This is a genomic window from Cupriavidus sp. HE11, assembly GCF_056097175.1.
The window spans coordinates 853,393-876,624 of the sequence record NZ_CP184464.1 but is presented as its reverse complement, the minus strand read 5'-3'; the positions used below and the strand labels follow the sequence as shown (position 1 = coordinate 876,624).

Genomic DNA, 23,232 nt, shown 5'->3' with positions numbered 1-23,232 from the left:
CGATGCGTGGATGCGAAGGGGGATGCTCAGACCGGGTGGTACACGTTGTTCTGCGCGGACTGGGTCGTCGTGACGTTGTTCGTCATGTGGTCCTGGAAGGCCGAGCCGTTGCCGAAGTAGTTCTCCACCTGCTGCATCTGCTGGTTCGACTGGTTGACGTTGAACACCTTGTCGACCGACAGCTTGAACGGGCTGTAGACGGTGGTGATCGGCATGATGGCGATGCCGCCGCGCACGGCCTGCAGCGTCTTGGCGTCGAGGGTTTCGGTCGAGGACAGGTCCTTGATGGTCAGCGTGGTCATGATGGTCTCCTGGATGAGGAAGGTGCTGCTTTGGGTCTGGGTGATGAGCATCGGGTTGGTGTCGCGCTCGGACCAGATATCGCAGCAAGCGTGCCAGCGCAGGCCATGACCACGAAAAAAAACCGCCAGGCGTTGTGGGGCAAGGGATTCCGGTTGGGCGTGCGATGCGCGTCGGCATGGCGTGGCGTGCCTGGAGCCCTGGTAGTGATGGGCTGGCGCCAACAGAAAGGTGTCGGGTGTCGGGCGGACGGCAACGTCCGGGGCGCGCCGGGCCACAGGGCGGGATTGCGGATGGCCGGAGTGCGCACTAGTATCCATCGAAGGCAATGTGCCGTGATGCAACGGTTTCGCCGCCAGTGCCGCCTCCAAAGCGCCACTTGCGAGCGCCACCAGTCGGCAACCACTCGTCGGGATGCACCGGATGTCCAGCCTGACCGAACTCATACGGAATTTTCAGCGCGGGAGCCTGAGCCGCGACGAATTCCTTGCATCGGTGGATACGGCCCTGAAGGACGATCAGACCGACTCCACCCAGTTTGCCCGCGTGCTTACCGAGGAGCACACGCGCTTTCCATTGCCGCCGGCCGTGTACGCCGAAGTCATGCACCGCATCGACTCGCACATGGCTACGCAGTTCGACCCCGTTGGCGAGGTACACCAGGACGTGCGCAGCGATGTGCGCACCGAGATGCCTGGCGAGGAAACGCGCATCGAGCCCGAGCCCGCGGATCGCCCTCTGCCTGCGCCGGGCGTCACGGGCACCACAGGTACCAGCGGTGGCATGACGGGCGCGTATGCCGGCAGCGGCTACATGGGTGGCAACACGGGCACCAATACGGGAAGCAACACCGGCAGCACCACGGGCAGCACCACGGGCGGACAGAGCGGGCATTTCACCGGCGGCTTCATCCCGTCCGGCCCCACCAAGGGCGTGGGCGATACGCTGAACGGCCGCTTCGTGCTCGAAGAGTGCCTGGGCGTGGGCGGCATGGGCACGGTGTACAAGGCGCTCGACCTGCGCAAGCTCGAGGCATCGGACCGCAAGCCCTATATCGCCATCAAGGTGCTGAACATGCAGTTCAGCGGGCATCCGAAATCGCTGATCGCGCTCCAGCGCGAGGCGCGCAAGGCCCAGCAGCTGGCCCACCGCAATATCGTCACGGTCTACGACTTCGACCGCGACGGCCCCACGGTCTTCCTGACCATGGAGTACCTGCAGGGCAAGTCGCTCAACCGCGTGCTGCGCTCGCCAGACTTCCAGGGGCTGCCCTATGTAAAGGCGATGCCGATCATCGTCGGCATGGGCAGTGCGCTGGCCTATGCGCACGAACGCGGTTTCGTGCATTGCGACTTCAAGCCGGCCAATGTGTTCCTGACCGATCGCGGCGAGATCAAGGTCATCGACTTCGGTATCGCACGCGGCTTCCAGCAGCCTGCCGATGACGCGGACCAGACCGTGTTCGATCCCGGCTCGCTGGGCGGCATGACGCCGGCCTACGCCAGCCCGGAGATGTTCGAGCATCGCGAACCCGATCCACGTGACGATATCTACGCGCTGGCCTGCGTCAGCTACGAACTGCTGACCGGCCGGCACCCGTACAACCGCGTGTCGGCCACCGAGGCGCGTGCGAAGAACCTGAAGCCCGAGCAGCCGAAGACGCTCTCGCGCGGGCAGTGGAAGGCGCTGCGCCAGGCGTTGTCGCTGGATCGTGCCACCCGTACACCCTCCGTCAAGCAATTCCTGGCCGGACTGGGCGGCGAGGCGCAGAGCACCAGCATCCGCCTGCCCGTGCTCGCGGGCAGCGTGATTGCCGGCGTGGCCCTTGCTACCGGGGTGCTGGTGTACATGTGGCGCAGCCACATGCCTTCGACCGAGAGCGCGCCACCCACGCAGGCCGCGGCACCAGCCGCGACGGCACCTTCCGCTACGCCCTCGCCGCCGGAAGAGGCGGTGCCGGTCAAGCCCGAGTCCGTTGCGCAAGTGATCGCTGCCACGCCCTGTTCGCTGCTGACCGCCAGGATCGACGGCAATACGCTGCAGGTGGGTGGCTATGTCGGCGAGCCGGCGCTGGGCGCCCTGCGCGACAAGCTGGGCAAGATCCCGGGCGTGCGCACGCTCAAGCTCGACGCCCAGCCGCTGACCAGCGACAAATGCGATGTGGTGAAGCTGGTGGCGCCGTACTGGTCGGGCAACCGCAAGGCAGGCGGGCCGGCCGGCGCGGTACTGCACACGCGCGGTGGCACGCAGCTGGCCGAAGGCACGCCACTGGTGCTGGACATCAACACGCCGCCGCACGAATCGTATGTCTACGTCGATTATTTCTCGGCCGATGGCAAGGTGGCGCATCTGGTGCCCAGCGGCCGCATCCAGGGCAACCAGGCACCGGCCAGCTATAGCGCCACAGTGGGCGATAGCGGCGACTGGATCATCTCGAAGCCGTTCGGCACCGAACTCGTGGTACTGCTGACCACGCCAACGCCGCTGTTCACCGCGCGGCGTCCGGAGTTCGAAACCCGCCAGGAATACCTGAAGGCACTGGAAAAGCCGCTGGCGCAGATGGCCAGCAAGCACGGGCGCGAGCAGATCAGCGCGGACATCGTGCAGATCGCCACGCGCGCCAAATAGCGGCCGGCTGGCCGCCAGCGCGGCCATCGGGCCAGCGCAATCCGCAGTCCTTCGACGTTACTTCGCCTCGCGCACCACGCGGAAGCCATTCTGCGATTGCCGTACGCTGGTGCTGTACTTGAAGCGCGTGGATGACACCATGTAGCTGGCGCCCTCGCGCCACGAGCCGCCGCGGATGACGCGTGCCGTGCAGGCGGGTTCATCCCACGCGCGGCCGTCGGTCGGCGCGTTCTTGTACGAGCTGTGCCAGCAGTCGGCCACCCATTCCCAGACGCTGCCGTTCATGTCGTGCAGCCCGAACGGATTGGGTGCGAACGATCCCACGTTGGCTGGTGCGGCGTCGCTCCACGGATCGCCACAGTCCTTGCAATTGGCGTTGCCCTTGGTCATCCTGTCGCCCCACCAGAATGCGGTGCTGGTGCCGCCGCGCGCCGCGTATTCCCATTCGGCTTCGGTCGGCAGGCGGTATGTCTTGCCGGTGGTCTTCGTGAGCCAGGCCACGTACTGCTGCGCGTCGTCCCAACTGATATCGCGCGCCGGTGCCGTCTTCGCTTCGGGCGGATTGGTGGCGATGCGCGGGCAGGCGTTGGCATCGGCGCAGACGTTCCACTGTTCGACCGTCACCTCGTACTTGCCGATGGCGAATGCATGGCCGACGTTCACGTGATGCGGCGGTTTCTCGGCGGGGTCGCTGGTGTTGCTGCCCATCGTGAAGGCGCCGGGACTCAGGCCGATCATCACCGGGCACTGCGGGCAGTCGCGTGATTCGCCGCCCCTGGCTTCGGCCGGTCGGGCCGCGCCGGATGCCGGGGCTTCCTTGCCTTCCTTTCCTTCGGCCGGAAAGGTGACGGTGCCCTGGGCAATGGCCCCGCCGGCACGTGTGCGAGGCTGCCCCGAGCCGCCAGGGGCCGGCGCAGCAGGGGCGGGTGCGGGCTTGGCGGCGGTGGGCGGTGGCGGCTCGGTCTTTGCCTGGCTCTTCGGCTCGGGCCTGGCCGGTGTCGTGGCAACTGCCGCAGGTGCCGACGCTGCCGGCGCGGGCGCGCTGGCCTTGATGCGATCGAGGCGTGTCTTGGCGAGTGCGGCGAAGCGTCCGTTCGGATACTGCTTCAGGTAGGCCTCGTAGTCGGCGGCGTAGTTGCTGTTCTTGATCGAATCCCAGAACGACAGCTCATATTGTTCATCGCTGTTCTTGGGCAGGATGCCCGCCGTCGCAGGTGGCAGTAGCGCGTTGCCGGCCTGGATAAGCCAGAGACTGCTGCCGGGGCCGCCCGAGGTTGGGCCGTGCGATGCGCCATCGATCTCCGCGCCAAGTCCCAGCAGCGCCAGCGACACGACGATTGCTTTCCGCCACATATTCCCCCCCTTCAGAGTCGCCGCGCTGCGCGGTGTGGAGTTGCCGTGACGCGGTACCGGCCGTTTCAAGATAGCACAGCGTTTGTGGCGTGAAAGTTCGCTTTTTGGAGCCTTCCGACCTACGCTGTAGGACACATCGCCGAGCGCATCAAGAATATCGACCAAGAATCCGCTCCCGCGCGGGGTACCGTGTGCAGCGGACAGTTCTCCGGGAGGAGCCGCCATGTCCAGACGATCCCTGCTGCACGTGTTCGCGGCCGCGTGCCTGGCTACATTCCTGTCCAGCTGGACGACATTCGCGATGCCGCTGACGCCGGCCCCCAAGGGTGCCGAGGTCTACATCATCTGGCCCGGTGACGGCGCTGTCATCGACGGCGGCAAGCTCTGGGTGCGCATGGGCCTCAAGGGCATGGGCGTCTGCCCCAAGGGCATCGAGCGGCCGAACTGCGGGCACCACCATCTGCTGATCGACGCCGACCTGCCGCCGCTGGACAAGGAAATCCCGAACGATCGCAATCACCTGCACTTTGGCGCCGGCGAGACCGACGCGCGCATCGAACTGCCCCCGGGCAAACACACGCTGCAACTGCTGCTGGGCGACAGCAAGCATGTACCGTTCGATCCGCCGATTTACTCGAAGAAGATCACGATCACCGTGCGCTAGGCACACAGGCGCGAACGGGGGGAGCCATGACCCATTTCAGACCGATGCTTCTTGCGGGCATGACGTTGCTGTCCGCCGCTGCCTGGCTGCAGGCGGGCATGGCGCGTGCGGCCGATGCGTCGGCGCCGGCCGCACATGCCGACCACGCCTCGGCACCTGCCATGGGCGCACAGGCGAACGCCTCGTCCGGCCCGGCATCAGGCCCCACGCCTGCGCCGAAGAACGCCTATCTCTATATCGGGTATCCCAACAACAACCAGACGCTGCCGGCCGGCAAGCCTATCAAGGTCTGGTTCGGGCTGCGCAACATGGGCGTGGCGCCCAAGGACGTCAAGTATCCGAACACGGGCCACCATCACCTGCTGATCGATGTCGACCTGCCGCCGCTGGACAAGGAAATCCCGAACGACCGCAACCATCTGCACTTTGGCGCGGGCGAGACGGAGACCACGATCGACCTGCCGCCGGGCAAGCACACGCTGCAGTTGCTGATGGGCGACGAGAAGCACATGCCGACCAATCCGCCGATCTATTCGAAGAAGATCACGATCTATGTGAAATAACCGGCTCGGAGCGAGAAGGCGGGGCGGTCCGCCTGTCTCCGGCGCGGCGCACAGCGATGTGCGCCGTTTTTTTTTGAACGGTCCGGCCGGGGATGGGCCCGTTGTTGCCGAACCGCCAACACACCGCCCCCTGACTGTGGGTCGCCGCCCAACACCTGACTGGTCGCCGGCGTGCGGCCTGGCATGGTCGCATCGCCCGCCAGCCCTTGCGGCACAACGGACCGCAGACTTTTTTCATGCTTGTGGCCCGCGCTGGCACGCTTGCTGCGATATCTGGTCCGAGCGCGACACCAACCCGATGCTCATCACTCTGACCCAACGCAGTACCTTCCTCATCCAGGAGACCATCATGACCACGCTGACCATCAAGGACCTGTCCTCGACCGAAACCCTCGACGCCAAGAAGCTGCATGCCGTACGCGGCGGCATCGCGGTGATTGCCCCGTACACCTCGATCTTTACGCCGGTGAGCCTGAAGTTCGATTCGCACACCAAGATCACGCAATCGAACCAGCAACTGCAGGACGTAGCCAACTACTTCGGCAACGGCTCGGCCTTCCAGGACCACATGAAGAACAACGTGACGACGAACCAGTACGCCCAGAACAACGCCTGATATTCGTACGGTTCAGGCGGCAGCGGCGCGCAGGCCGGCCAACAGGCCGCCGCCGCTTCAGCCGCACGGGGAGCTTGCGCCGGGGACACCTCCGCCCCGGCGTTTTTTTTGCCCGCCGATTTTCCAGGGCGCGCACGCCGAGGTTGGCGTCCGCCAGACGCCGACCCACAATACAGATCGAACGCCAGGACGCCCTGCCACGGTCCGCTGGCGTTGCAAGCAGGAAGCCATCGTGAACGCATTCGCCTTTGCTCCGCGCCGCATGTCCCAGTTGTCGGGCGTGGCCCTGTCCGTGGCGCTGCTGGCCGGCTGTGCCGATTTCCGCCCGCCCGAATACCACCGGCCCGAAACGCCGGCCAAGGCGGCCTGGACCAGCAACGAATCGGTCAGCGTGTCGCCGGCCGAGACCATCCTGCCGAACTGGTGGCAGGGCTTTGGCGATCCGTACCTGGACCAGCTTGTAGCCAAGGCGCTGTCGGGCAACTACGACATCAAGGTGCTGGCTGCCCGCATTCGCGTAGCCAATGCCCAGATTGCCGAGGCCCGCGCGGGCGCGCTGCCGGTGTTCGACGTCGGCGCCGGCGTGGACATCAGCAAGACCACCGGCCAGCCGGTGTCGCGCACCTACAACCTGGGCGGCACGGTGAACTGGGATATCGACGTCTGGGGCAAGGTCGAAAAGGGCGTGCAGGCCCAGACCGCCGAATTCCGGGCAACCGAGGCCGACTGGCGCGCAGGCTACCTGTCGCTGGTATCCGATGTCTCGATCACGTACTTCACGATCCTGCTGCTCGACGAGCAGGTGGCGCAACAGCGCCATACGCTGGCGCGCAACAACGACATCCTGGGCACCTACAAGGCCATGCTCGCCAACGGCCTGCTTCCGCAGATCCGCGTGATGCAGCAGCAAGCCGAAATCAACCGCCTGACCAAGGACCTGCTCGAACTGCGCCGCTCGCGCGACGTGGCCGAGAACGCGCTGGCTACCCTGGTGGGTGTGCCCGCCGGCGAGCTGAAGGTGCCGCCGGGCAAGCTGCAGGAGCGCATCAAGCTGCCCGTGGTGCCAGCGGGGCTGCCTTCGCAGCTGCTGGCGCGGCGTCCCGATATCGTCGCCGCCGAATACCGCGTGCTGGCTGCCTACGACCTGGTCGGCCAGGCGCGCCTGGCGCAACTGCCCAGCATCAGCCTGACGGCGCGCGGCGGTACGGCCAGCTTTGCGCTGTCCGACCTGATGAAGTCCTTTACGTTCGGCTTCATGCCCAGCATCAACCTGCCGATGCTCGACCCTAACGTGCGGGCCCACGTGAAGACCACCGAGGCCAACGTGGGCGTGGTCGAGAACGAGTACGGCCGCACCGTGATGACCGCGTTCGAGGAAGTGGAGAGTGCGCTGGTCAACGTCGACGCACACAAGAAGCAGCGCGTGGAACTGCAGCAGCAGGTGAGCCAGCTGCGCGTGGTGGGCGCGCAGATCGACGCCCAGGCGCGCGAGGGCATCGCGTCGCAGCTGGATGTATTCGAGTCCGAACGTTCGCTGCTGACGGCCGAGCAATCCTTGTTGGCGGCGTACCAACAAATCCTGGCCGATACCGTCACCTTGTACAAGGCACTGGGCGGCGGCTGGCCCGATGTGGCCGTGCGCAACGGGCACGCGGAAACCACTGCCGAAGCGGTATCGCCAGCCGGTGTGTCGGCGCCCAAGGCGGCGCGTTAGCCGCAGCGGCGCACAAACCGTTTCAAGCCTGAAACCCGTATGGCGCTGGCGTTTGCGCAACGCTGCGCCGCAGCGCATTGACTCCCCTCAAGCGTGGCCTACTATGTTCTTACCCGTGACCTGCCGCCCCCTTGCCGACGCATGCCGACCCCGTCGCCGCGTTGACGCGCGGTTGCGCGCCACAGGCTGCACTGTTGGCTCAGGTGAAACATGACGCGCGACGAAGCTCCCTTCATGGATGTGCCGGTCATGGCGCCCCCGGGTGGCCAGGCATTCGATGTGCTGCTGATGCCCGTGTCGCGCCCGGAGCTTGGCGAGATCCGCATCGACGAGGACCTGTTCGCGATCGGGCGCGGCGAGGCGCCGTTTGCCGCGTATCCGACCGAGGCGGTGTCGGTGCTGTCGCGGCGGCATGCGCGGATTTTCTCGGAAGACGGTGCGGTCTACGTGGCCGACCTGGGTAGCAAGAACGGCACCCGCGTGAACGGCGACAGCGTGGCGCAGCAGCCGGCGCGGCTGAGCGATGGCGACGAGGTGAGCTTCGGCGCCGACCTGGCCTATCGCGTGCGGCTCTATCCGCGCCCGCCCGAGCCCGAACCACCCCGCGTGGCGATCACGCTGGCACCGATGCGCGACGACCTGGACCTGCAGCCGGTGGTGATCGCCGGGTTCCCGTTCATGGTCAGCAAGGCGGACGACACGTTCGCCCGCTATCGCGACCAGTATCCGCATCAGGTGAATTACCTGTCGCGCCGCCATGCGCACGTGTACCTGAAGCATGGCGTGCCGTGGATAGAAGACCTGGGCAGCACCAACGGCACCTTCGTCAACGGCGTGCGGCTGCGCGACCAGTCGGTGCGGCTGGAACCCGACGACGTGGTGGCGTTCGGCGGCAGCCATTTCGTGTACCGCGTGGGGATCGAACGCGAAACCGATGCCGATGCCACCGCGACAAGGACGTCCCTGGCCGCGCCGCCCCAGGCTGGCGTGCCGCTCCAGGCACCGGTCGACAGTACGGAAGCCGGAGCCGGCGAGGTGGATCCCGACAAGACCACCTTCGTTGGCGCGGCCGATTCCTTCCTGGACATCTTCTGCATGGACTATGGCGCCGCGCAGGAAGACGAGGTCAACCCCGAGGCAATGCCTGACGCCGCAGACCCCGCCCATGCGGCAGCACCGCGCGGCCGGGTGACGATGATGGTGGTGGAGGCCATGCGCAGCTTCGGCATCCACGACCGTCACCAGCTCGAACGCGCAGCGCGCGTGGCGATCCTGGTGATTGCCGTGCTGGTGATCGGCGGCGGCTACCTCTGGTGGCGCGGGGCGCCCGACCGGTCGCTGCAGGCGCTGGTCGACGAAGGCAAGTATGTGCGCGCCGCCGAAGTGGCCGACAAGGTGCTGTCGCGCCATCCGGACGAGGCACGCTACCAGGCGCTTGGCGCCGAGGCGCTGATGCGCGGCTACGTGCCGCAGTGGTCGGCGCGATTGCAGGCCAGCGACGCGGCTGGCGCCACGGCCGTGCTGGATGAAATGCGTGCACGCAGCCAGCACAATGCCGATGGGCAGGCGCTGACCAGCCAGCTTGCCTGGGTGGCCGACCTGGAACGCTACGTGGCCCAGCGCGGCGGCATCGACGGGCCCATCCGCATGTATTCCGACGAAGCAAAAATCCGCGACCTGCTGCGGCGCTGGGAGGACGACACCGCGTCGCACCAGCGGCTGCTGGGGCGCATTGCCAATGACGTGCCGACGTTCCGCGACACCTATGCGCGTGCGCTGAGCGATCTGCGCCGGCTGCAGAACGACGAATCGGTGCTGCTGGCCGCCATCGACCGGCTCAACGCGGCCATTGCCACGGAACTGGGCCGCGATCAGCCCGAGGCATTGCAGCCGATGCTGGCCGAGTACAAGGACAAGTACGCACGGCTATCGGGGCTGGACAGCGTGGAGAGCGACCTGCGCCAGTACACGGCAATGATCGAGTCGCTGCGCGTGCGGGCGCCGGGGCCGCTGGTGGCGCTGATGCAGAAGGCCAGCTTTGCCACGCCGCCCTTCCAGGCCGCCTATCAGAAGCTCAAGGCCACGCGCCTGCCCGGCGATGAGGTGCAGAGGCAGTACCTGGCGGCCAGCAAGGCATGGGAGCAGGGCGACGGCGCGGCGGCGCTGGCTGCGCTGAAGACCGTCACGGCCGGGCCGTGGGCCGCCGATGTGGCGAAGGATGTGGCCCACAAGGAGCAGGTGCTGGCGCAGTACGCCGCCATCAAGACCGGTCGCGGATCGCCTGGCTATGAGGAACAGCTGCTGGCGTTCTACGAGTCGCTGGACCCGAAGACCGATGGGTATTTTTCCCAGAACATCGACGCCGATGTCAACAGCATCCGCGACGCGGCATTGCGCCGCGCCAACCAGCTGCTGAACCGCGCGGCCACGGGCTGGCGCCAGTATCGCAACAATGGCCTGATTGCCGGCGAGCAGCGGCTCGAATCTGGCATCTCGGCCAAGTTCCGGTCGCAGGCCAGGTTGCTGGCCGACGCGCAAGACGATGCGCGGAAGGGGCTGCGCATCTACGCCCAGCTGAAGATCGAGGATTCGGCGCAGTGGAACAAGGTCCGCGACGACATCCAGGCCGAGGTGGACACCCAGCGCCGCTCGCTCAACGACCTGCGCATGGTGCTGGACCCGGCGGTGCTCAAGGCCAAGCTGGTGCTGGTGGGCGAGGGCAGCGCCGAGGGTGGCAAGGACGGTGGCAAGGATAGTGGCAAGGATGGCGGAGACAAGGACGGCGCCGCCGCCCCGGCCGCGACTGCTGCAACTGCCGCGAAACCCGGAGCGGGGAGCACGCCATGAAGGACGAGAACCGCGACAACAAGCTGCGGCCGCTGACCGAGGCGCTGGAAGACCATAGCGCCGAAGGCATCGCGCTGCTCAGTGCCGAGCCGCGCCGGCTGACGCTGCTGGCCGTGGTGACCACGGGCGTGCTCGTACTGTGCGCGGTGCTCTGGTCCTTCTTCGGCCATGCCGATGTCATCGTGACCGCGCAGGGCACGCTGGCGCCGGAATCCGAAGTGCGCCGCTTCTATGCGCCTGTCGATGGAGAACTGGTCGATCTTTACGTGGCCGAGGGCCAGCCGGTGTCGAAGGATGACGTCGTGGCACGGCTCAATGCGCGTGGCGCGATCGAGGCGGCCGCCAATGCGCTGCAGGCCCAGTTGAAGCTCGAAGACGCCGAACGCGAGTGGAAGCAGTTTCCGGAGCGCAAGGCATTGCTGGAACGCCGTGCGCTGGCGCTGAAGCAGCAGATCGAACTCAATTCCCGCCAGCACGAGAATCGCCTGGCCGAAGGTACCACGCGGCTGGCCGAGCAGCAGCGGGCGCAGCTGGCCGAGGCGCGCAGCAATCTGGAAAACGCGCGCCGCGCGCGGGAATTCGCGCGCCAGGAACAGGACCGCTACGCACGGCTGTTTGCGCTGCCGGCCGGCGGCGGGGTGTCGCAATCGCAGGTGGAGGCCAAGCGCGCGGCGACGCAGGAAGCCGAGAACAACCTGCGCGTGGCCCAGTCGAGGCTGGCCGAGCTCGATGCGCGGCTGGCGCAGGAATTCACGCAGGCCAGCGCGCAGCTGGAAGGCAGCGGGCAGGAACTGGCGAGCCTGCGCGTGCAGTACGACGCCGCCGTGCGCGAGATCACCAGCACCGAGGACAAGCTGCGCCTGCAGGTGCAGACTGCCCGGCTGGTGGCCGACGCCGCCGCGCGCATCAAGTTCGAGAACATCGACAAGGACAACTTCCTGCTGATCCTGGCGCCGGTGTCGGGCGTGATCACCGACGTTACGTCCACGCAGCGCGGCGACAAGGTGCAGGCCAACACGCCGCTGGGCGGCATCGCACCCAAGGATGCCCGGCCGATGCTGCGGATCGAGATTGCCGAGCGCGACCGCGCATTCCTGCGTGAAGGCCTGCCGGTCAAGCTCAAGTTCAGCGCGTTCCCGTACCAGCGCTATGGGCTGATCGCGGGCACGCTCGAGTACATCTCGCCGGCCACCAAGCCTTCGGGCCCCGACAAGCAGCCCGTGTACGAGGGCCGCGTGCGGCTGGCGCAGGACTATTACAGCGTGGCGAGCAACAGGTACCCGCTGCGCTATGGCATGACCGCCACGGCCGAGATCGTGGTGCGGGAAAGACGCCTGATCGACCTGGGGCTCGATCCATTCAGGCAGGTCGCAGGTTGAACGTTGAGGAGAGGGCGATGACAGCCATCGTACGCATCGACGACGAAATGATTGGCGTCGACGAATTCGTGAGGGTCCTGAAGCTGACCGGCCAGTTCGAAGGCCTGGTGGAGCAGCTGGTGCGCGACAAGCTGACCGCCCACGCGGCGCGCCGCCAGGGCCTGAAGCTGACGCCCGACGAAGTGCAGGAGCGCGCCGACCAGTTCCGGCGCGTACACGGGCTGCACCGGGCGGCCGACATGAACCACTACCTCGACGCGCTGAACATCACGCTTGACGAGTTCGAGAACTTCATCACCGACAGCCTCTACCAGGAAAAGATGATGGAGCAGGTGTGCACGGACCAGGCGGTGGAGTCGTACTTCCAGCTGAATTCGCCGAAGTTCGACAGCATCGAGGTCAGCCATATCGTGGTGGACACAGAAGGCAAGGCCAGGGAGCTGGTGTCGTACCTGCAGGATGATCCCGACGCATTTTCCGAGATGGCGCGCGAGCATTCGATTGCCGATACGCGCGAGCAGGCTGGCGACATCGGCAAGGTGCTGCGCGGATCGCTCAAGGGCGATATCGAGGCCAAGGTCTTCAATGCCGAGGCCGGCGACCTGCTGGGCCCGTTTCCGGCGCCGGACAAGTCGTTCTTCGAGGTCTTCCTGGTGCGCGCCAAGCATCCGGCGCGGCTCGACCCGGACGTAGCCGTGGAGATCCGCAGGCTGCTCCGCGAGGAATGGCTGATGGCAAGGGCGCAGGAACATGTCATCGAAGCCCGCTAGCGAGGTGGCGGCGCCTGCCGCTTCCGCAGCCGCGCCCGCGCCGCCCCCCGGGCAGTCGCTGGCTGATTTTCTGGCGGCGGTGGAGATCCTGTCGCCGCTGTCGCGCGACGAGATCGAGCGGCTGGCAGCCAGCGCCCGCACGCTGCATTTCGGCTTTGGCGATACGGTCTGCAATGCGGGCGAGCCGGCGGACGGCATCTTTATCGTACGCAGCGGCTCCGTGCGCGTGTTCAACGAAGAGCACGGCAAGGAAATCAGCATGGGCGTGCGCAAGACCGGCGAGGTGTTCGCCGATATTGCGCTGCTGCGCGAATACCGGCATGAGTCGTCGGTGCGGGCATCGGGAAAGACCGAACTGATCATGATCCCGCGCGCCGTCTCCGAGCCGACGGTCGGCGGAAACCCGGCCGCGCTGGCCTTTATCACCAGCTATGTGGCGATCAGTTCGGCGGGCGGCTTTGTGGCGCGACTGTTCGACCTGCGCGGCAAGCTCGACAAGCTGGAGCTGGAAGACGCCGTGCGCAGCGTGGGCGTCAAGCGGGTGGCGGCTGGCAAGGAAATCCTGCAGCAGGACGGGCGCGAGGATCGCCGCCTGTATGTGGTGCGCCAGGGCACGGTGCGCCTTGTCCGCGAAGAGGATGGCGATACGTTCCAGCTGGCTACGCTGGGGCCGGGGGAGATCTTTGGCGAGCGCGCCTGCGTGATGCGCCAGGAGCAGATTGCCTCTGCCATTGCCGAGACCGACACCCGGCTGCTGGTCATCCCCGAGAAGACGGTCCAGTTGATCCTGGAGCGCAATGCGCGGCTGCGTGAGGTGCTGGAAGAACGCATCCGCACCGTGGACCGGGAACTGCACCGGCAGAAGAGGCTGGCGGAGCGCCGCAAGCGCCCGGTGCTGCTGGACCTGCACTCGAAGCCGGAGTTCGGCGAACGGCTGATCCGCCGCTTTGCGCTGGTGGAGCAGGCCGAGGAGATGGACTGCGGCGCGGCCTGCCTGGCGATGATCTGCCGGCACTACGGTATCCCGATGACGCTGGGCAAGCTGCGCGAACTGGCGAACGTGACCACGGCCGGCGCCACGCTCGACAGCCTGGCGCGGGCGGGTGAATCGCTGGGCTTTACCACGCGCGGCGTGCAATGCACGCGCGATGCGCTGACGGGCTTCGAGCTGCCTTTCATCATCCACTGGGAGGGCTACCACTACGTGGTGGTCTACGGCGTTTCGGCGCAGTACGTATGGGTGGCAGACCCGGCCATCGGCTTCCGCAAGATGAGCACAGAGGAGTTCGAGCGCGGCTGGAGCGGCACCTGCCTGCTGTTCTCTCCCGGCACGCAGATGAACGAACTGGCGGTGTCGCGCTCGCCCTGGCTGCGTTTTATCAGCTATCTGTCGCCGTACAAGCGCATCCTGGCGCATCTGTTCCTGGCTACGTTCGTGATCCAGGTGCTGGGCGTGGTGCCGCCGCTGATCATCCAGAACATCCTTGATGGCGTGGTGGTCCACCAGAACATCGGGCTGCTGCACCTGCTGATCCTGGGGCTGGTGATCTCGAACGTCTTTACCCAGCTGATGGTGACCATCCGCGCGTACCTGGCGAACTTCATGGTCCGCAACATGGATTTCGCGATGATGTCGCATTTCTTCAAGCACACGCTGTCGCTGCCGCTGTCGTTCTTCGCCAAGCGCAAGACCGGCGACATCTTCGCGCGTTTCCAGGAGAACCAGACCATCCGCGCGTTCCTGACCGAGTCCACGGTCACCACGGCGCTGAACCTGCTGATGGTGTTCATCTACTTCAGCATCATGTTTCTCTACAACGTGAAGCTGACACTGCTGCTGATTGCCTTCGTGATCCCGATTGCCGCGCTGACCGTGGTGGTCACGCCAAAGGTGAAGGGCTACGCCCGCGAGGTGTTCGCGGCATCCACCGATGCCAAGGCCTACCTGATGGAAACGCTGGGTGGTGCGGAGACCGTGAAGGGCATGGGTATCGAACGTCCCGTACGGCTGCGCTGGGAGCGCAAGTATGCCAAGGCGCTGGAAAAGCAGTACCAGGCGCAGTCGTTCCACATCCTGGTGGGGCTGGTCAGCCAGGTGCTGAACGCGGCCACCACGATCACGATCCTGTGGGTGGGTGCCACGCTGGTGCTGGAGCGCGAGCTGACAATCGGCCAGTTGATCGCATTCAACGCCTTCATGGGCAGCGTGCTGGCGCCGCTGATGGGGCTGGTGGCGCTGTGGGGCCAGCTCAATGACGCCGGCGTGGCGATGGAGCGGCTGGGCGACGTGCTGGACCTGGATCCGGAGCAGAAGCCGCAGGACGTGATGTCGCGCGTGTCGCTGCCGGACCTGCAGGGCGAGATCCAGTTCGATGGCGTCTACTTCCGCTATGGCGGCGAGGACACGGCCTACGTGCTGGAGAACATCAGCTTCCATATGCGGCCCGGGGAGATGGTGGCGATCGTCGGCCGCAGCGGCTCGGGCAAGACCACGCTGGCGAAGCTGCTGGTGGGTTTCTACAAGCCGACCGACGGCACGATGAAGGTGGACGGCTACGACATGAACGTGATCGACACCGAGTTCTTCCGCGCCCAGGTGGGCTATGTGATGCAGACCAACCTGCTGTTCTCGGGCACGGTGGCCGAGAACATCGCCTGCGGTGACGACAGCCCGGATCGCCGCCGCATCGAGGAAGTGGCCAAGATGGCCGATGCCCACGCATTTATCTCGAAGCTGCCGCTGGGCTACGAGCAGGTGGTGGGCGAGCGTGGCATCGGGCTGTCGGGTGGGCAGATCCAGCGGCTGTGCATTGCCCGCGCGCTATATCACGACCCCCGGCTGCTGGTGTTCGACGAGGCCACGTCGGCGCTGGACACGCAGTCGGAGAGCAACATCCTGGCGAACATGCAGGACATCCTGAAGGGCCGCACGGCCGTGATCATCGCGCACCGGCTCAGCACCATCATGCAGGCCGACAAGATCCTGGTGCTGTACGAAGGCGGCATCGTGGAGCAGGGACGGCACGAGGACCTGCTGGAGCGCCGCGGCATGTACTACCAGTTGGTCCAGAAGCAGTTGAGTGCGGCATGAAGCTATACAACCCCACCCCCGTCACCTCCGCCGTATCGTTCGCGGGCCTGATCGAACGGATCGAGATCCTGCGCTCCACACTGCGCTGGTCGTCGCGGCTGGAGCGGCCCGACATCGAGAAACTGCTCAAGCAGGCCACCACGTTGCGCGACGAGGTCATGGGCCTGTCGCACAAGGAGCGCTTCGTGGCGGCGGCGTCGGCCGCGGGCGAGGCGGAGGTCGAGGAAGCTGTGGTCGAGCCGGTGGAGATGTCGGCCCGCGAGCGCCGCCAGGCGCTGATGGAGCGAAGCTTTATCTTCGAGGGCACGTTTGGCGACAACCCCAAGCTGCTCGAAGCGCTGGAGATTGCCGAGAAGGCCGCGCCGACCGATCTGCCCGTGCTGATCGACGGCGAAAGCGGCACCGGCAAGGAACTGATGGCGAAGGTGATCCACGCCAATGGCCTGCGCAACGACAAGCCGTTCATCTCGGTCAACTGCGGTGCGATTCCCGACAGCCTGCTCGAATCGGAACTGTTCGGCCACAAGAAGGGGGCGTTCACCGGCGCGGCCAACGACCGGCGCGGCAAGTTCGAGAGCGCGCATACGGGCACGATCTTCCTGGACGAGATCGGCGAATTGCCGCTGACCGGGCAGGTCAAGCTGCTGCGCGTGCTGGAGGCGCACGAGATCCAGCGCGTGGGCTCCGACGAGGTGATTGCCGTCGATACGCGCATCGTCGCGGCAACCAACAAGGACCTGCGCCGGATGAGCCAGGAGGGCACGTTTCGCGAGGACCTGTTCTACCGGCTTAGCGTGATCCACGTGACCCTGCCCGCGCTGCGCGAACGGCGCGACGAAATTCCGCTGCTGGTGGCCTATTTCGGCGACGAGGCGGCCGGGCAGCTCAAACGGCGGCCGCTGAAACTGACGCCCCGGCTGCGCGACTTCCTGCTGCACTACGAATACCCGGGCAATATCCGCGAACTGCGCAACCTGATGTACCGGCTGTCATGCCTGGCCGGCGACACGGCCGATTTCGTCCACCTGCCGCAGGACATCCGGCCCAGGCCTGCGGGCCTGCAGGCCGTGGCGGCAGCGGGCGGCAAGGCGACCGTGACCGACCTGAGCACGGCCACATCGCTCAGCGAGGCCAAGCGCGCGGCCAGCGACGAAGCCGAACGGGCCTTCCTGGAGCGGGGGCTGCAGGAGGTAGGCGGCACCGTGGCCGAACTGGCGCGCCGCTTCGACATGAACCGGTCCCACATCCAGATGCTGCTCAAGAAGCACGGAATTCACTCGAAGGACTTCAGGAATAACCGGCAGGCGGATGGGAAGTAGGGCGGGGCACCTGCCTTCGCGCAGGCCTCAAACCTCCGGATTCAACAGCGTCATGTCCGATCCGCCGCCGACGTCCTCGGCCCGGATCACTACCACCGACACGTTGTCGCGGCCGCCGTTGTCCAGCGCCTGCCTGAGCAGCGCATCGGCGGCTGCCGCCGGATCGGTGATGGCCGGCGCCAGCAGGGCTGCGATCTGGTCGTCCTCGACCTCGTTGCTGAGTCCGTCGCTGCAGAGCAGGAACACGTCGCCATCGCCGATTTCCAGCGTCAGCCGTTCCAGGTCCAGCGTGGGTGCCGCACCCACGGCGCGCGTGATGGTGTTGTGGGCGGGATGGTGCTTGGCTTCGTCGGCCGTGATCAGCCCCCGCGCCTTCAGGCGCTCTACCTGGCTGTGATCGCGCGACAGCTGTTTCAGATGGCCGTCGCGGAACAGGTATAGCCGGCTGTCACCGGCCCACAGGCAACTGCAGCGGCGCTCGCAGGCCAGCAGCATCACCACGGTGCTGCCTATTACGCGTACCTTCATGCGCAGCGCTTCTTGGATCAGCAACTGGTTGACGGTCTGCATCGCCAGGCGGGCGTGCTCGGTGGCGCCGTCGAGGCTGTCCGGTTCGGGCAGGGACGATAGCGCCTGGATGATGGCCCGGCTGGCGAAGTCGCCCACGGCGTGGCCGCCCATGCCATCGGCTACCGCCCAGATGCCTTGGTCGGGCATGGCCAGGCAGGCGTCTTCATTGCGTGTACGCACCCGTCCGACGTCTGTGCAGGCGGCGGAGGTCCAGCGGAATTGCGATACGCAGGCCACGGCATGCTCCAGCGCGGGCCGTCACCGGCCCATGCGTATGGCGCCCCCGGGGCGCCGGGTATTTGGAAGTCACCGCGAAAACCCTGCCGGTTGCTGCAGGGCTCAGACCAGCCGTCCCTTGTTGCGAGCGTCCATGCTGGCGTCGACCGTCACGTTCGAATTCGGCGCCGTGTTCTGGACGTTCACGTTCTGGAACTGGTTGTTCATCTGATCAGCATAGAAGCTGTAGTTGATCTCGTAAAAGTTCACGACCGGTAACGTGCTGGGGCGCGACGCCACGTACGGCTGGATCCAGCCGAAAACCCACGGCGCGCCGCCGCCCCGGACGGCCGACATGGCGCGGAAATCGAGTTCGCGGCGGGTATTCAGGTCGCGGATGGTGAGCGTAGCCATGATGGTCTCCTGAGGCTGGCATCAATAGGTGTGTGCCGGTAAGGAGCAAGCGGTGTGCCACCGGATGGAAGTGGCGAATGCGTACCTCGAGACGCTCGTGCCGCGAATAATGTGATCCATGAGGCTTTTGGAGCGTTGGCCTGGTGCCAACAACCACCTGTGAAGTGGTGGGGCGCTGCCGTCAGACACCCGTTGGCCCGGGACTGACGGTCTGGGCGCCGGCAGGTGTCCGCCAAATGCCAGTCAATCGCCAACACAAGTTCGCCAATTCTGTTGGGTGTTTCCCGACGACCCGACCCGGTCAGAATCCTTGAAATTCCCGCAAACCATTGTCGCGCCGTCAATGTGGTCATCTGGCACGCTTGATGCAGTTGGGTAGGCACCAACGCAGCCCTGGCTGCCAGCCACCGACACCGAACCGAGATCTGCCATGAACGCCCAAGACCAACAACAAGTCAGCCGCCTGGAAGAAGCCTACCTGCCCGGCGCCCATCTCGTGACGGAACGCAATGGCTACGCCCACCACGGCATCTACGTCGGCCAGGGCCGCGTCATCCACTACGCCGGCTTCTGCCACGCGCTCCACGCCGGCCCGGTGGAAGAAACCACCCTTGAACAGTTTGCCGGCGGCCACGGCGTGATGACCAGGTCCGAGCCGTGCGCCCGCTATCTGGGCGCGGAAGCCGTGTCGCGCGCCCGCAGCCGCCTTGGCGAAAACCGCTACCACCTGCTGACCAACAACTGCGAGCACTTCTGCACGTGGTGTCTGCTGGGCCAGGCCCGCAGCAAACAGGTGGAAACCTGCCTGCGCCACCCCGGCACCGCGATGGTCACCGTGCTGCATATGGCGCTGGCGCTGCTGTCGGGCATCCACATTGCCAGCCTGCACGCAGCTTGAGCCATCGATACATCGATACAAATCACGACCCAAGGAGCCTGCCATGTCCGGACTGATCGATTGGGAAAGCTGCAACGCACGCAGCGGCCGCGCTTGCCACCGCGCCTGCGGCAAGGGCCGGGGCACCACCCGGCCACGCGGGGAAAACCACCGTGAAAGGGGGCGCGTAAATGACCGCATGAAGGACCGCGGCAATCCGGCGCTGGCGGAGTTTGCTATACTCCGCCCCGTCTTCCGATCCGCCCGCGCCAGCGCGGCGCAGACACGGTGCAGACGGTCCGCTCGCCGTAGTTCAATGGATAGAACGAGCGCCTCCTAAGCGCTAGATACAGGTTCGATTCCTGTCGGCGGGACCATAATCAAGTCTGCGGTGTTTTCCGGGGTTTTCCGTTTCGCGGTGGCTCCAGGGTTTCGGGGCCATCGACGCTCGTCGAGGTTCATGATGAATCCTTGGCATCCGGCACTTCTTTCGAGGCATCATTCGTGTCATCCGTCATGACGCGATTGCCATGCCAGCTTCAGTTTCCTACAGCACTACGAAGGGTGGTACGTCGCCAGAAGGGCAGGTTTCCTTCGCGCAGCGCGATTTCCTGCGCCGTTTTGGAAATTGGTCGCCAGATTGGGGCAAGCCCGTTGAGCTTGCTCGCAAGCGTATTGCCCATGACACCCTCCCCCTTGGAATGGCCGTCTATAAAAGTGGCACGCCGGAGGGGCGATATGCAAACGGTGAGTCGGTCCTGCTTTTCGAGGGACACGACGGATTCGTGCTGGTCAGGTCGGACTTCTTTACGCGCTTGCTGTTCACCGAGGCGGAATACATGGGCCGCCGGGTGTCCCTTGGAGATGTGGGTCCGATTACGGTCGAAGAAGCGATCCGCGACAGGCGCTCGCCGAAAGACCCATTCTGGGCCGCCGCCGGCTTGCCGGGGATTCCATTGGCTATTGGCGTCAGTGCTTCACTGCGATCGGCAGATGGCAATATCGAACTGCTGGCGCACAAAGACAAGAACGCACAAGGTGGGATGGCCGATACGGTTGGGCCGCCGGTTTCGGCCGGCTCACTGCCGGACTTCGAGACGCTGAATCCAGACGGCCTTACGCTTGGGAAGCTTGTTGACGAATGCATGCGTGCAGCCGCGGAGCGGGAGCTGAAGGGCCTTTCTGTCCCGCATTTCGCGCGTAACGCCGCCTGGCTTGATAGTGGTCGGGGGTTCAAGCCCGAGGTGAATTTCGCGGCCACCTTCGCAGCGGATGCACTGCGCGAATTTCAGGCGGCTGTGTGCGAGAGTCATGCCGGCTGCGTGACGGCTCAGGGACATCTTGACGCAGACGCCCGACTGACCGCCAACGGCAAGCAGGCACTTGAAAGCTGGAAACTGAATTTCCAGGCCTGGTGCCTCTGGTAGCCCGAGTTCACTTTCGTTCGTGGCCCGGTCTCCCGGCATCAGACGTTTGTCACCCGCTACACACCATCCCTCCCCCGAATCTTCTGCCTGACGATCTGACCCACGCCGACTGCGAGCATGACAAACGACAGGATCGGCAGGATGAGCACATAAGCCAGTTGGTATAGCGGGGCGTGCAGCCGCTTTCCTGTGGACTCGTTTCTGTGCAGCAAGGCCAGCAGGCCGAATGCCAGCATCACATACACCAATGCGCCCACTCGCCAGTCAGTCATCGTTTCCAGGCCGCCCGTAGTTAATCGACAGGTGTCCAGTTCATCATACGGCTAATCACACGGCAACCGCTATCACTGTAGGAACACAGCCTGCCCCGGACACGCTCCCTCCTACAGCCTTCCCCCGCACCAGTACATATGCTGGAAACAACCGAAGGACGAGAAGGAGCGCCTCATGAAAAGCATTCTTGTACTGGCGGCTGCCGCTACCGCCATGTTGCTCGGCGGGTGCGTGGTGGCGCCGGATCACGGCGGGTATCGGGACGGGTACTACCATGGCGACGAGCGCGCGCAGGATCGCGATCATGGGGACCGCGACCACGATCACCATGGCGACGGGGACCGGGACCATTGGCAAGGCGGCCCCCGCTACTGAGCGAAAACCTGACGACGCCGAATACCAGACGACGCCGAGTACCTGGCGACCCAATAACCAGCGGGTATCCACGCGAACAGGCCGCCACCGGGTGGCCTGTTTGTCATTTGCGCACCTGGCTAACGTCTACCGACCAGGGCCGCCGATTTCTGCAGGGCGATTTCAGCAAACGGCTATCATGTAGCCCGCACGCCGCAACCGCGGTGGTGCTGTCTTCCCAAACTGCCGATCCATGCCCTTTTTCCGGACGCCTCTGCGCTGGTTTTCAGCGCTAGCCATGATTGCCGCTGCCCCGGTGGGGGCCGTGCAACCTGCGTCCGATCCAGCGTTGAACGACACGTCCGGGTGTACGGCGCTGATCGATATCGTCCAGGAAAGCCTGCGCGGCGAGATCGATGTGGTGTGTCCGAAGGACGGCAAGGAGACCTGCGAGGCCAAGAACGGCCAGATCCGGGCGCTGCTGGATATTGTCGACGAACGCCGCAAGCGCAAGGCTGACGAGTGCGAGACGCTGGCGCAGGTCAACCGGCTGCTGCGCACACTGCCGCCCAAGACCTGAGCCCCGCGGCCAGCCTGGCGCCCGCCCGCAGGGCTCGATTAGTGGCCCATCTTCGAGAACAACTGGATGACCGCCACCCCGGCGATGATCAGGGCAATGCCGACCACGGCCGCCAGGTCGGGCACCTGGCGGTACAAAACCACGGCGATCATCGTCACCAGTACGATCCCCGCGCCCGACCAGATGGCGTAGGCCACCCCCACCGGCACGGTTTTCATCACCTGCATCAGTAGCCAGAACGCGGCCACATAGCCGGTCACGACCAGCACGCTGGGCCAGAGGCGCGTGAAATTCTCGGCGGCCTTGAGGCTGCTGGTGGCGATGACCTCGGCGACGATGGCCAGGGCGAGAAGCAGATATCCATTCATGGCGGGGGCGGAATGAAAACAAAAAAGCGTTTGAACCGGTAAAAAGCGACCATTAAGGCGCCTGGACGCACCATTATGCAAGATGCACTCAATTGGGGGGCTGCAAAACGGTGCCAAAAAAGCCGAGAATCCAGTCTGCATGCGGGTTTCCGGCGGTTGGATTTACCCTCCCTCGCGGTGGTTGTGCCAAATCCAATACCGGTCTTGAATGCAATGTGTACGCCATAGCTGCCCGAGGAAGAAAATCGAGGCGGCCAACAATAAAAGTCGCGGCGACAGAGAAACCAGTGGCCTGACCATGCCGGCACCCAAAAACGATGCGCCGGTGGCTGGACGCGGGTAGACGGGATCAAAGGGGAGCTGTATGAAGTCCGATCTGGATGCGGCCACGGGATGGCCAGTCATCACGCGGCTGGCTGACGTCGAGGGAACGTCCGACCACCGAACCGAAACCGGCGACGGTGTGTGGCAAAACACGATTGCCGCCGCCGACCAGGCGCTGGAGGAAGCCACCCGTATCCAGCGGGGCGTCCAGCATAACCTCAAGCTGCAGCAGGAAGTGCGGGCCTTGCGCGAGGAACTGCGCCGCGTGCATACCGAGATCGACCGCTACCGTGGCATGCACGCGCGCGTGGTTGTCAGCATGCGCCAGCTTGAGGAGGACCACACCACGGAAATGACGCGGCTGCAGGCCGACAACGAGATGCTCCTGGTCCGGCATCGCGTGTACAAGCTGCTGGCCGAGCACTATGGCACGGCCGCGCTGCGCTTCGAGCCTGCGGTGTTTGCCGAGCACCGCGACCGCGTGCTCGAACACGTGCTGTTCCAGCGGCGCAAGGGCGTACCGGTGACCGAGATCGGCGCGGCCGAGGTGGCGTTCCTGTTGCTCTGAAGGCAGGAGGCGGCTGG

21 protein-coding genes and 1 tRNA gene are annotated in these 23,232 nt (G+C 65.4%); 16 read left to right on the top strand and 6 right to left on the bottom strand.

The window, feature by feature from the left end:
* Positions 1–26: 26 nt before the first annotated feature.
* Positions 27–302, bottom strand: a complete 276-nt coding sequence (locus ACOABP_RS04115) for a hypothetical protein (RefSeq protein WP_066734306.1) — start codon at positions 300–302, stop codon at positions 27–29.
* Positions 303–723: 421 nt separating this feature from the next.
* Between ACOABP_RS04115 and ACOABP_RS04110 the strand changes: the two genes are divergently transcribed.
* A complete protein-coding gene (locus ACOABP_RS04110) occupies positions 724–2,928 on the top strand; it encodes a serine/threonine protein kinase (protein WP_474227076.1) in 2,205 nt (734 codons plus the stop codon).
* A gap of 57 nt (positions 2,929–2,985) precedes the next feature.
* Here the strand turns inward: ACOABP_RS04110 and ACOABP_RS04105 are convergent, their stop codons facing one another.
* Positions 2,986–4,281, bottom strand: coding sequence for a formylglycine-generating enzyme family protein (locus ACOABP_RS04105; protein WP_474227075.1), 1,296 nt, complete (start codon positions 4,279–4,281; stop codon positions 2,986–2,988).
* A gap of 223 nt (positions 4,282–4,504) precedes the next feature.
* Here ACOABP_RS04105 and ACOABP_RS04100 point away from each other — a divergent pair, with 223 nt between their 5' ends.
* The 9 genes from ACOABP_RS04100 (at position 4,505) to ACOABP_RS04060 (ending at position 17,244) form a co-directional block, all read left to right on the top strand.
* Entirely contained in the window at positions 4,505–4,945 is a 441-nt protein-coding gene (locus ACOABP_RS04100) for a DUF4399 domain-containing protein (RefSeq protein WP_474227074.1), read from the top strand.
* A 161-nt stretch (positions 4,946–5,106) separates the two neighbouring features.
* The gene (locus tag ACOABP_RS04095) at positions 5,107–5,508 is read left to right on the top strand and encodes a DUF4399 domain-containing protein (protein ID WP_474227770.1); all 402 of its coding nucleotides are present in this window, start codon (positions 5,107–5,109) and stop codon (positions 5,506–5,508) included.
* A 349-nt stretch (positions 5,509–5,857) separates the two neighbouring features.
* Complete coding sequence (locus ACOABP_RS04090) at positions 5,858–6,124, top strand: hypothetical protein (protein WP_474227073.1); 267 nt, start codon at positions 5,858–5,860, stop codon at positions 6,122–6,124.
* Positions 6,125–6,386: 262 nt separating this feature from the next.
* The gene (locus ACOABP_RS04085) at positions 6,387–7,838 is read left to right on the top strand and encodes an efflux transporter outer membrane subunit (protein ID WP_474227769.1); all 1,452 of its coding nucleotides are present in this window, start codon (positions 6,387–6,389) and stop codon (positions 7,836–7,838) included.
* A gap of 210 nt (positions 7,839–8,048) precedes the next feature.
* Positions 8,049–10,685: an FHA domain-containing protein gene (locus tag ACOABP_RS04080; protein WP_474227072.1), complete on the top strand. Its 2,637-nt coding sequence runs from the start codon at positions 8,049–8,051 to the stop codon at positions 10,683–10,685.
* Positions 10,682–12,064 (top strand): HlyD family secretion protein, encoded by a 1,383-nt coding sequence (locus ACOABP_RS04075; RefSeq protein WP_474227071.1) that lies wholly within the window; start codon positions 10,682–10,684, stop codon positions 12,062–12,064. The genes ACOABP_RS04080 and ACOABP_RS04075 overlap by 4 nt, the downstream gene beginning before the upstream one ends.
* Positions 12,065–12,081: 17 nt before the next feature.
* Entirely contained in the window at positions 12,082–12,834 is a 753-nt protein-coding gene (locus ACOABP_RS04070) for a peptidylprolyl isomerase (protein WP_474227070.1), read from the top strand.
* A complete protein-coding gene (locus ACOABP_RS04065) occupies positions 12,815–15,925 on the top strand; it encodes an ABC transporter transmembrane domain-containing protein (protein WP_474227069.1) in 3,111 nt (1,036 codons plus the stop codon). The genes ACOABP_RS04070 and ACOABP_RS04065 overlap by 20 nt, the downstream gene beginning before the upstream one ends.
* Positions 15,922–17,244 (top strand): sigma-54 interaction domain-containing protein, encoded by a 1,323-nt coding sequence (locus ACOABP_RS04060; protein ID WP_066734296.1) that lies wholly within the window; start codon positions 15,922–15,924, stop codon positions 17,242–17,244. Before ACOABP_RS04065 ends, ACOABP_RS04060 begins: the two co-directional genes overlap by 4 nt.
* Before the next feature lie 27 nt (positions 17,245–17,271).
* Here ACOABP_RS04060 and ACOABP_RS04055 read toward each other — a convergent pair whose 3' ends face one another.
* Together ACOABP_RS04055 and ACOABP_RS04050 are read right to left on the bottom strand one after the other, a co-directional pair.
* Positions 17,272–18,051, bottom strand: coding sequence for a PP2C family protein-serine/threonine phosphatase (locus tag ACOABP_RS04055; protein ID WP_474227068.1), 780 nt, complete (start codon positions 18,049–18,051; stop codon positions 17,272–17,274).
* Between the two features lie 102 nt (positions 18,052–18,153).
* Positions 18,154–18,444 (bottom strand): hypothetical protein, encoded by a 291-nt coding sequence (locus ACOABP_RS04050; protein ID WP_474227067.1) that lies wholly within the window; start codon positions 18,442–18,444, stop codon positions 18,154–18,156.
* 430 nt (positions 18,445–18,874) lie between these two features.
* Here ACOABP_RS04050 and ACOABP_RS04045 point away from each other — a divergent pair, with 430 nt between their 5' ends.
* The 3 genes from ACOABP_RS04045 (at position 18,875) to ACOABP_RS04035 (ending at position 20,748) form a co-directional block, all read left to right on the top strand.
* The gene (locus ACOABP_RS04045; RefSeq protein WP_474227066.1) at positions 18,875–19,342 is read left to right on the top strand and encodes a lecithin retinol acyltransferase family protein; all 468 of its coding nucleotides are present in this window, start codon (positions 18,875–18,877) and stop codon (positions 19,340–19,342) included.
* A gap of 281 nt (positions 19,343–19,623) precedes the next feature.
* Positions 19,624–19,698 (top strand) — tRNA-Arg (locus ACOABP_RS04040).
* A 153-nt stretch (positions 19,699–19,851) separates the two neighbouring features.
* Positions 19,852–20,748: a hypothetical protein gene (locus ACOABP_RS04035; protein WP_474227065.1), complete on the top strand. Its 897-nt coding sequence runs from the start codon at positions 19,852–19,854 to the stop codon at positions 20,746–20,748.
* A gap of 56 nt (positions 20,749–20,804) precedes the next feature.
* Here ACOABP_RS04035 and ACOABP_RS04030 read toward each other — a convergent pair whose 3' ends face one another.
* Positions 20,805–21,020, bottom strand: a complete 216-nt coding sequence (locus ACOABP_RS04030; RefSeq protein WP_474227064.1) for a hypothetical protein — start codon at positions 21,018–21,020, stop codon at positions 20,805–20,807.
* 175 nt (positions 21,021–21,195) lie between these two features.
* Between ACOABP_RS04030 and ACOABP_RS04025 the strand changes: the two genes are divergently transcribed.
* Both ACOABP_RS04025 and ACOABP_RS04020 read left to right on the top strand, forming a co-directional pair.
* Positions 21,196–21,396 carry a hypothetical protein gene (locus ACOABP_RS04025; protein WP_474227063.1) on the top strand — a complete coding sequence of 67 codons (201 nt, stop codon included), beginning with the start codon at positions 21,196–21,198 and terminating at the stop codon, positions 21,394–21,396.
* Between the two features lie 277 nt (positions 21,397–21,673).
* Complete coding sequence (locus ACOABP_RS04020) at positions 21,674–21,955, top strand: hypothetical protein (RefSeq protein WP_474227062.1); 282 nt, start codon at positions 21,674–21,676, stop codon at positions 21,953–21,955.
* A 38-nt stretch (positions 21,956–21,993) separates the two neighbouring features.
* Here ACOABP_RS04020 and ACOABP_RS04015 read toward each other — a convergent pair whose 3' ends face one another.
* Positions 21,994–22,464, bottom strand: a complete 471-nt coding sequence (locus tag ACOABP_RS04015) for a DMT family transporter (protein WP_474227061.1) — start codon at positions 22,462–22,464, stop codon at positions 21,994–21,996.
* Between the two features lie 223 nt (positions 22,465–22,687).
* Between ACOABP_RS04015 and ACOABP_RS04010 the strand changes: the two genes are divergently transcribed.
* The gene (locus ACOABP_RS04010; protein WP_474227060.1) at positions 22,688–23,215 is read left to right on the top strand and encodes a hypothetical protein; all 528 of its coding nucleotides are present in this window, start codon (positions 22,688–22,690) and stop codon (positions 23,213–23,215) included.
* Positions 23,216–23,232: the final 17 nt, after the last annotated feature.

Coding starts and splice junctions, on each gene's coding strand:
- ACOABP_RS04090 (WP_474227073.1), top strand. CDS start 5,858: ATGACCACGCTGACCATCAAGGACCTGTCCTCGACCGAAACCCTCGAC.
- ACOABP_RS04030 (WP_474227064.1), bottom strand. CDS start 21,020: ATGACTGACTGGCGAGTGGGCGCATTGGTGTATGTGATGCTGGCATTC.
- ACOABP_RS04060 (WP_066734296.1), top strand. CDS start 15,922: ATGAAGCTATACAACCCCACCCCCGTCACCTCCGCCGTATCGTTCGCG.
- ACOABP_RS04110 (WP_474227076.1), top strand. CDS start 724: ATGTCCAGCCTGACCGAACTCATACGGAATTTTCAGCGCGGGAGCCTG.
- ACOABP_RS04015 (WP_474227061.1), bottom strand. CDS start 22,464: ATGCAGACTGGATTCTCGGCTTTTTTGGCACCGTTTTGCAGCCCCCCA.
- ACOABP_RS04050 (WP_474227067.1), bottom strand. CDS start 18,444: ATGGCTACGCTCACCATCCGCGACCTGAATACCCGCCGCGAACTCGAT.
- ACOABP_RS04075 (WP_474227071.1), top strand. CDS start 10,682: ATGAAGGACGAGAACCGCGACAACAAGCTGCGGCCGCTGACCGAGGCG.
- ACOABP_RS04025 (WP_474227063.1), top strand. CDS start 21,196: ATGAAAAGCATTCTTGTACTGGCGGCTGCCGCTACCGCCATGTTGCTC.
- ACOABP_RS04100 (WP_474227074.1), top strand. CDS start 4,505: ATGTCCAGACGATCCCTGCTGCACGTGTTCGCGGCCGCGTGCCTGGCT.
- ACOABP_RS04065 (WP_474227069.1), top strand. CDS start 12,815: ATGTCATCGAAGCCCGCTAGCGAGGTGGCGGCGCCTGCCGCTTCCGCA.
- ACOABP_RS04035 (WP_474227065.1), top strand. CDS start 19,852: ATGCCAGCTTCAGTTTCCTACAGCACTACGAAGGGTGGTACGTCGCCA.
- ACOABP_RS04010 (WP_474227060.1), top strand. CDS start 22,688: ATGAAGTCCGATCTGGATGCGGCCACGGGATGGCCAGTCATCACGCGG.
- ACOABP_RS04080 (WP_474227072.1), top strand. CDS start 8,049: ATGACGCGCGACGAAGCTCCCTTCATGGATGTGCCGGTCATGGCGCCC.
- ACOABP_RS04095 (WP_474227770.1), top strand. CDS start 5,107: ATGGGCGCACAGGCGAACGCCTCGTCCGGCCCGGCATCAGGCCCCACG.
- ACOABP_RS04070 (WP_474227070.1), top strand. CDS start 12,082: ATGACAGCCATCGTACGCATCGACGACGAAATGATTGGCGTCGACGAA.
- ACOABP_RS04045 (WP_474227066.1), top strand. CDS start 18,875: ATGAACGCCCAAGACCAACAACAAGTCAGCCGCCTGGAAGAAGCCTAC.
- ACOABP_RS04115 (WP_066734306.1), bottom strand. CDS start 302: ATGACCACGCTGACCATCAAGGACCTGTCCTCGACCGAAACCCTCGAC.
- ACOABP_RS04105 (WP_474227075.1), bottom strand. CDS start 4,281: ATGTGGCGGAAAGCAATCGTCGTGTCGCTGGCGCTGCTGGGACTTGGC.
- ACOABP_RS04020 (WP_474227062.1), top strand. CDS start 21,674: ATGATTGCCGCTGCCCCGGTGGGGGCCGTGCAACCTGCGTCCGATCCA.
- ACOABP_RS04085 (WP_474227769.1), top strand. CDS start 6,387: ATGTCCCAGTTGTCGGGCGTGGCCCTGTCCGTGGCGCTGCTGGCCGGC.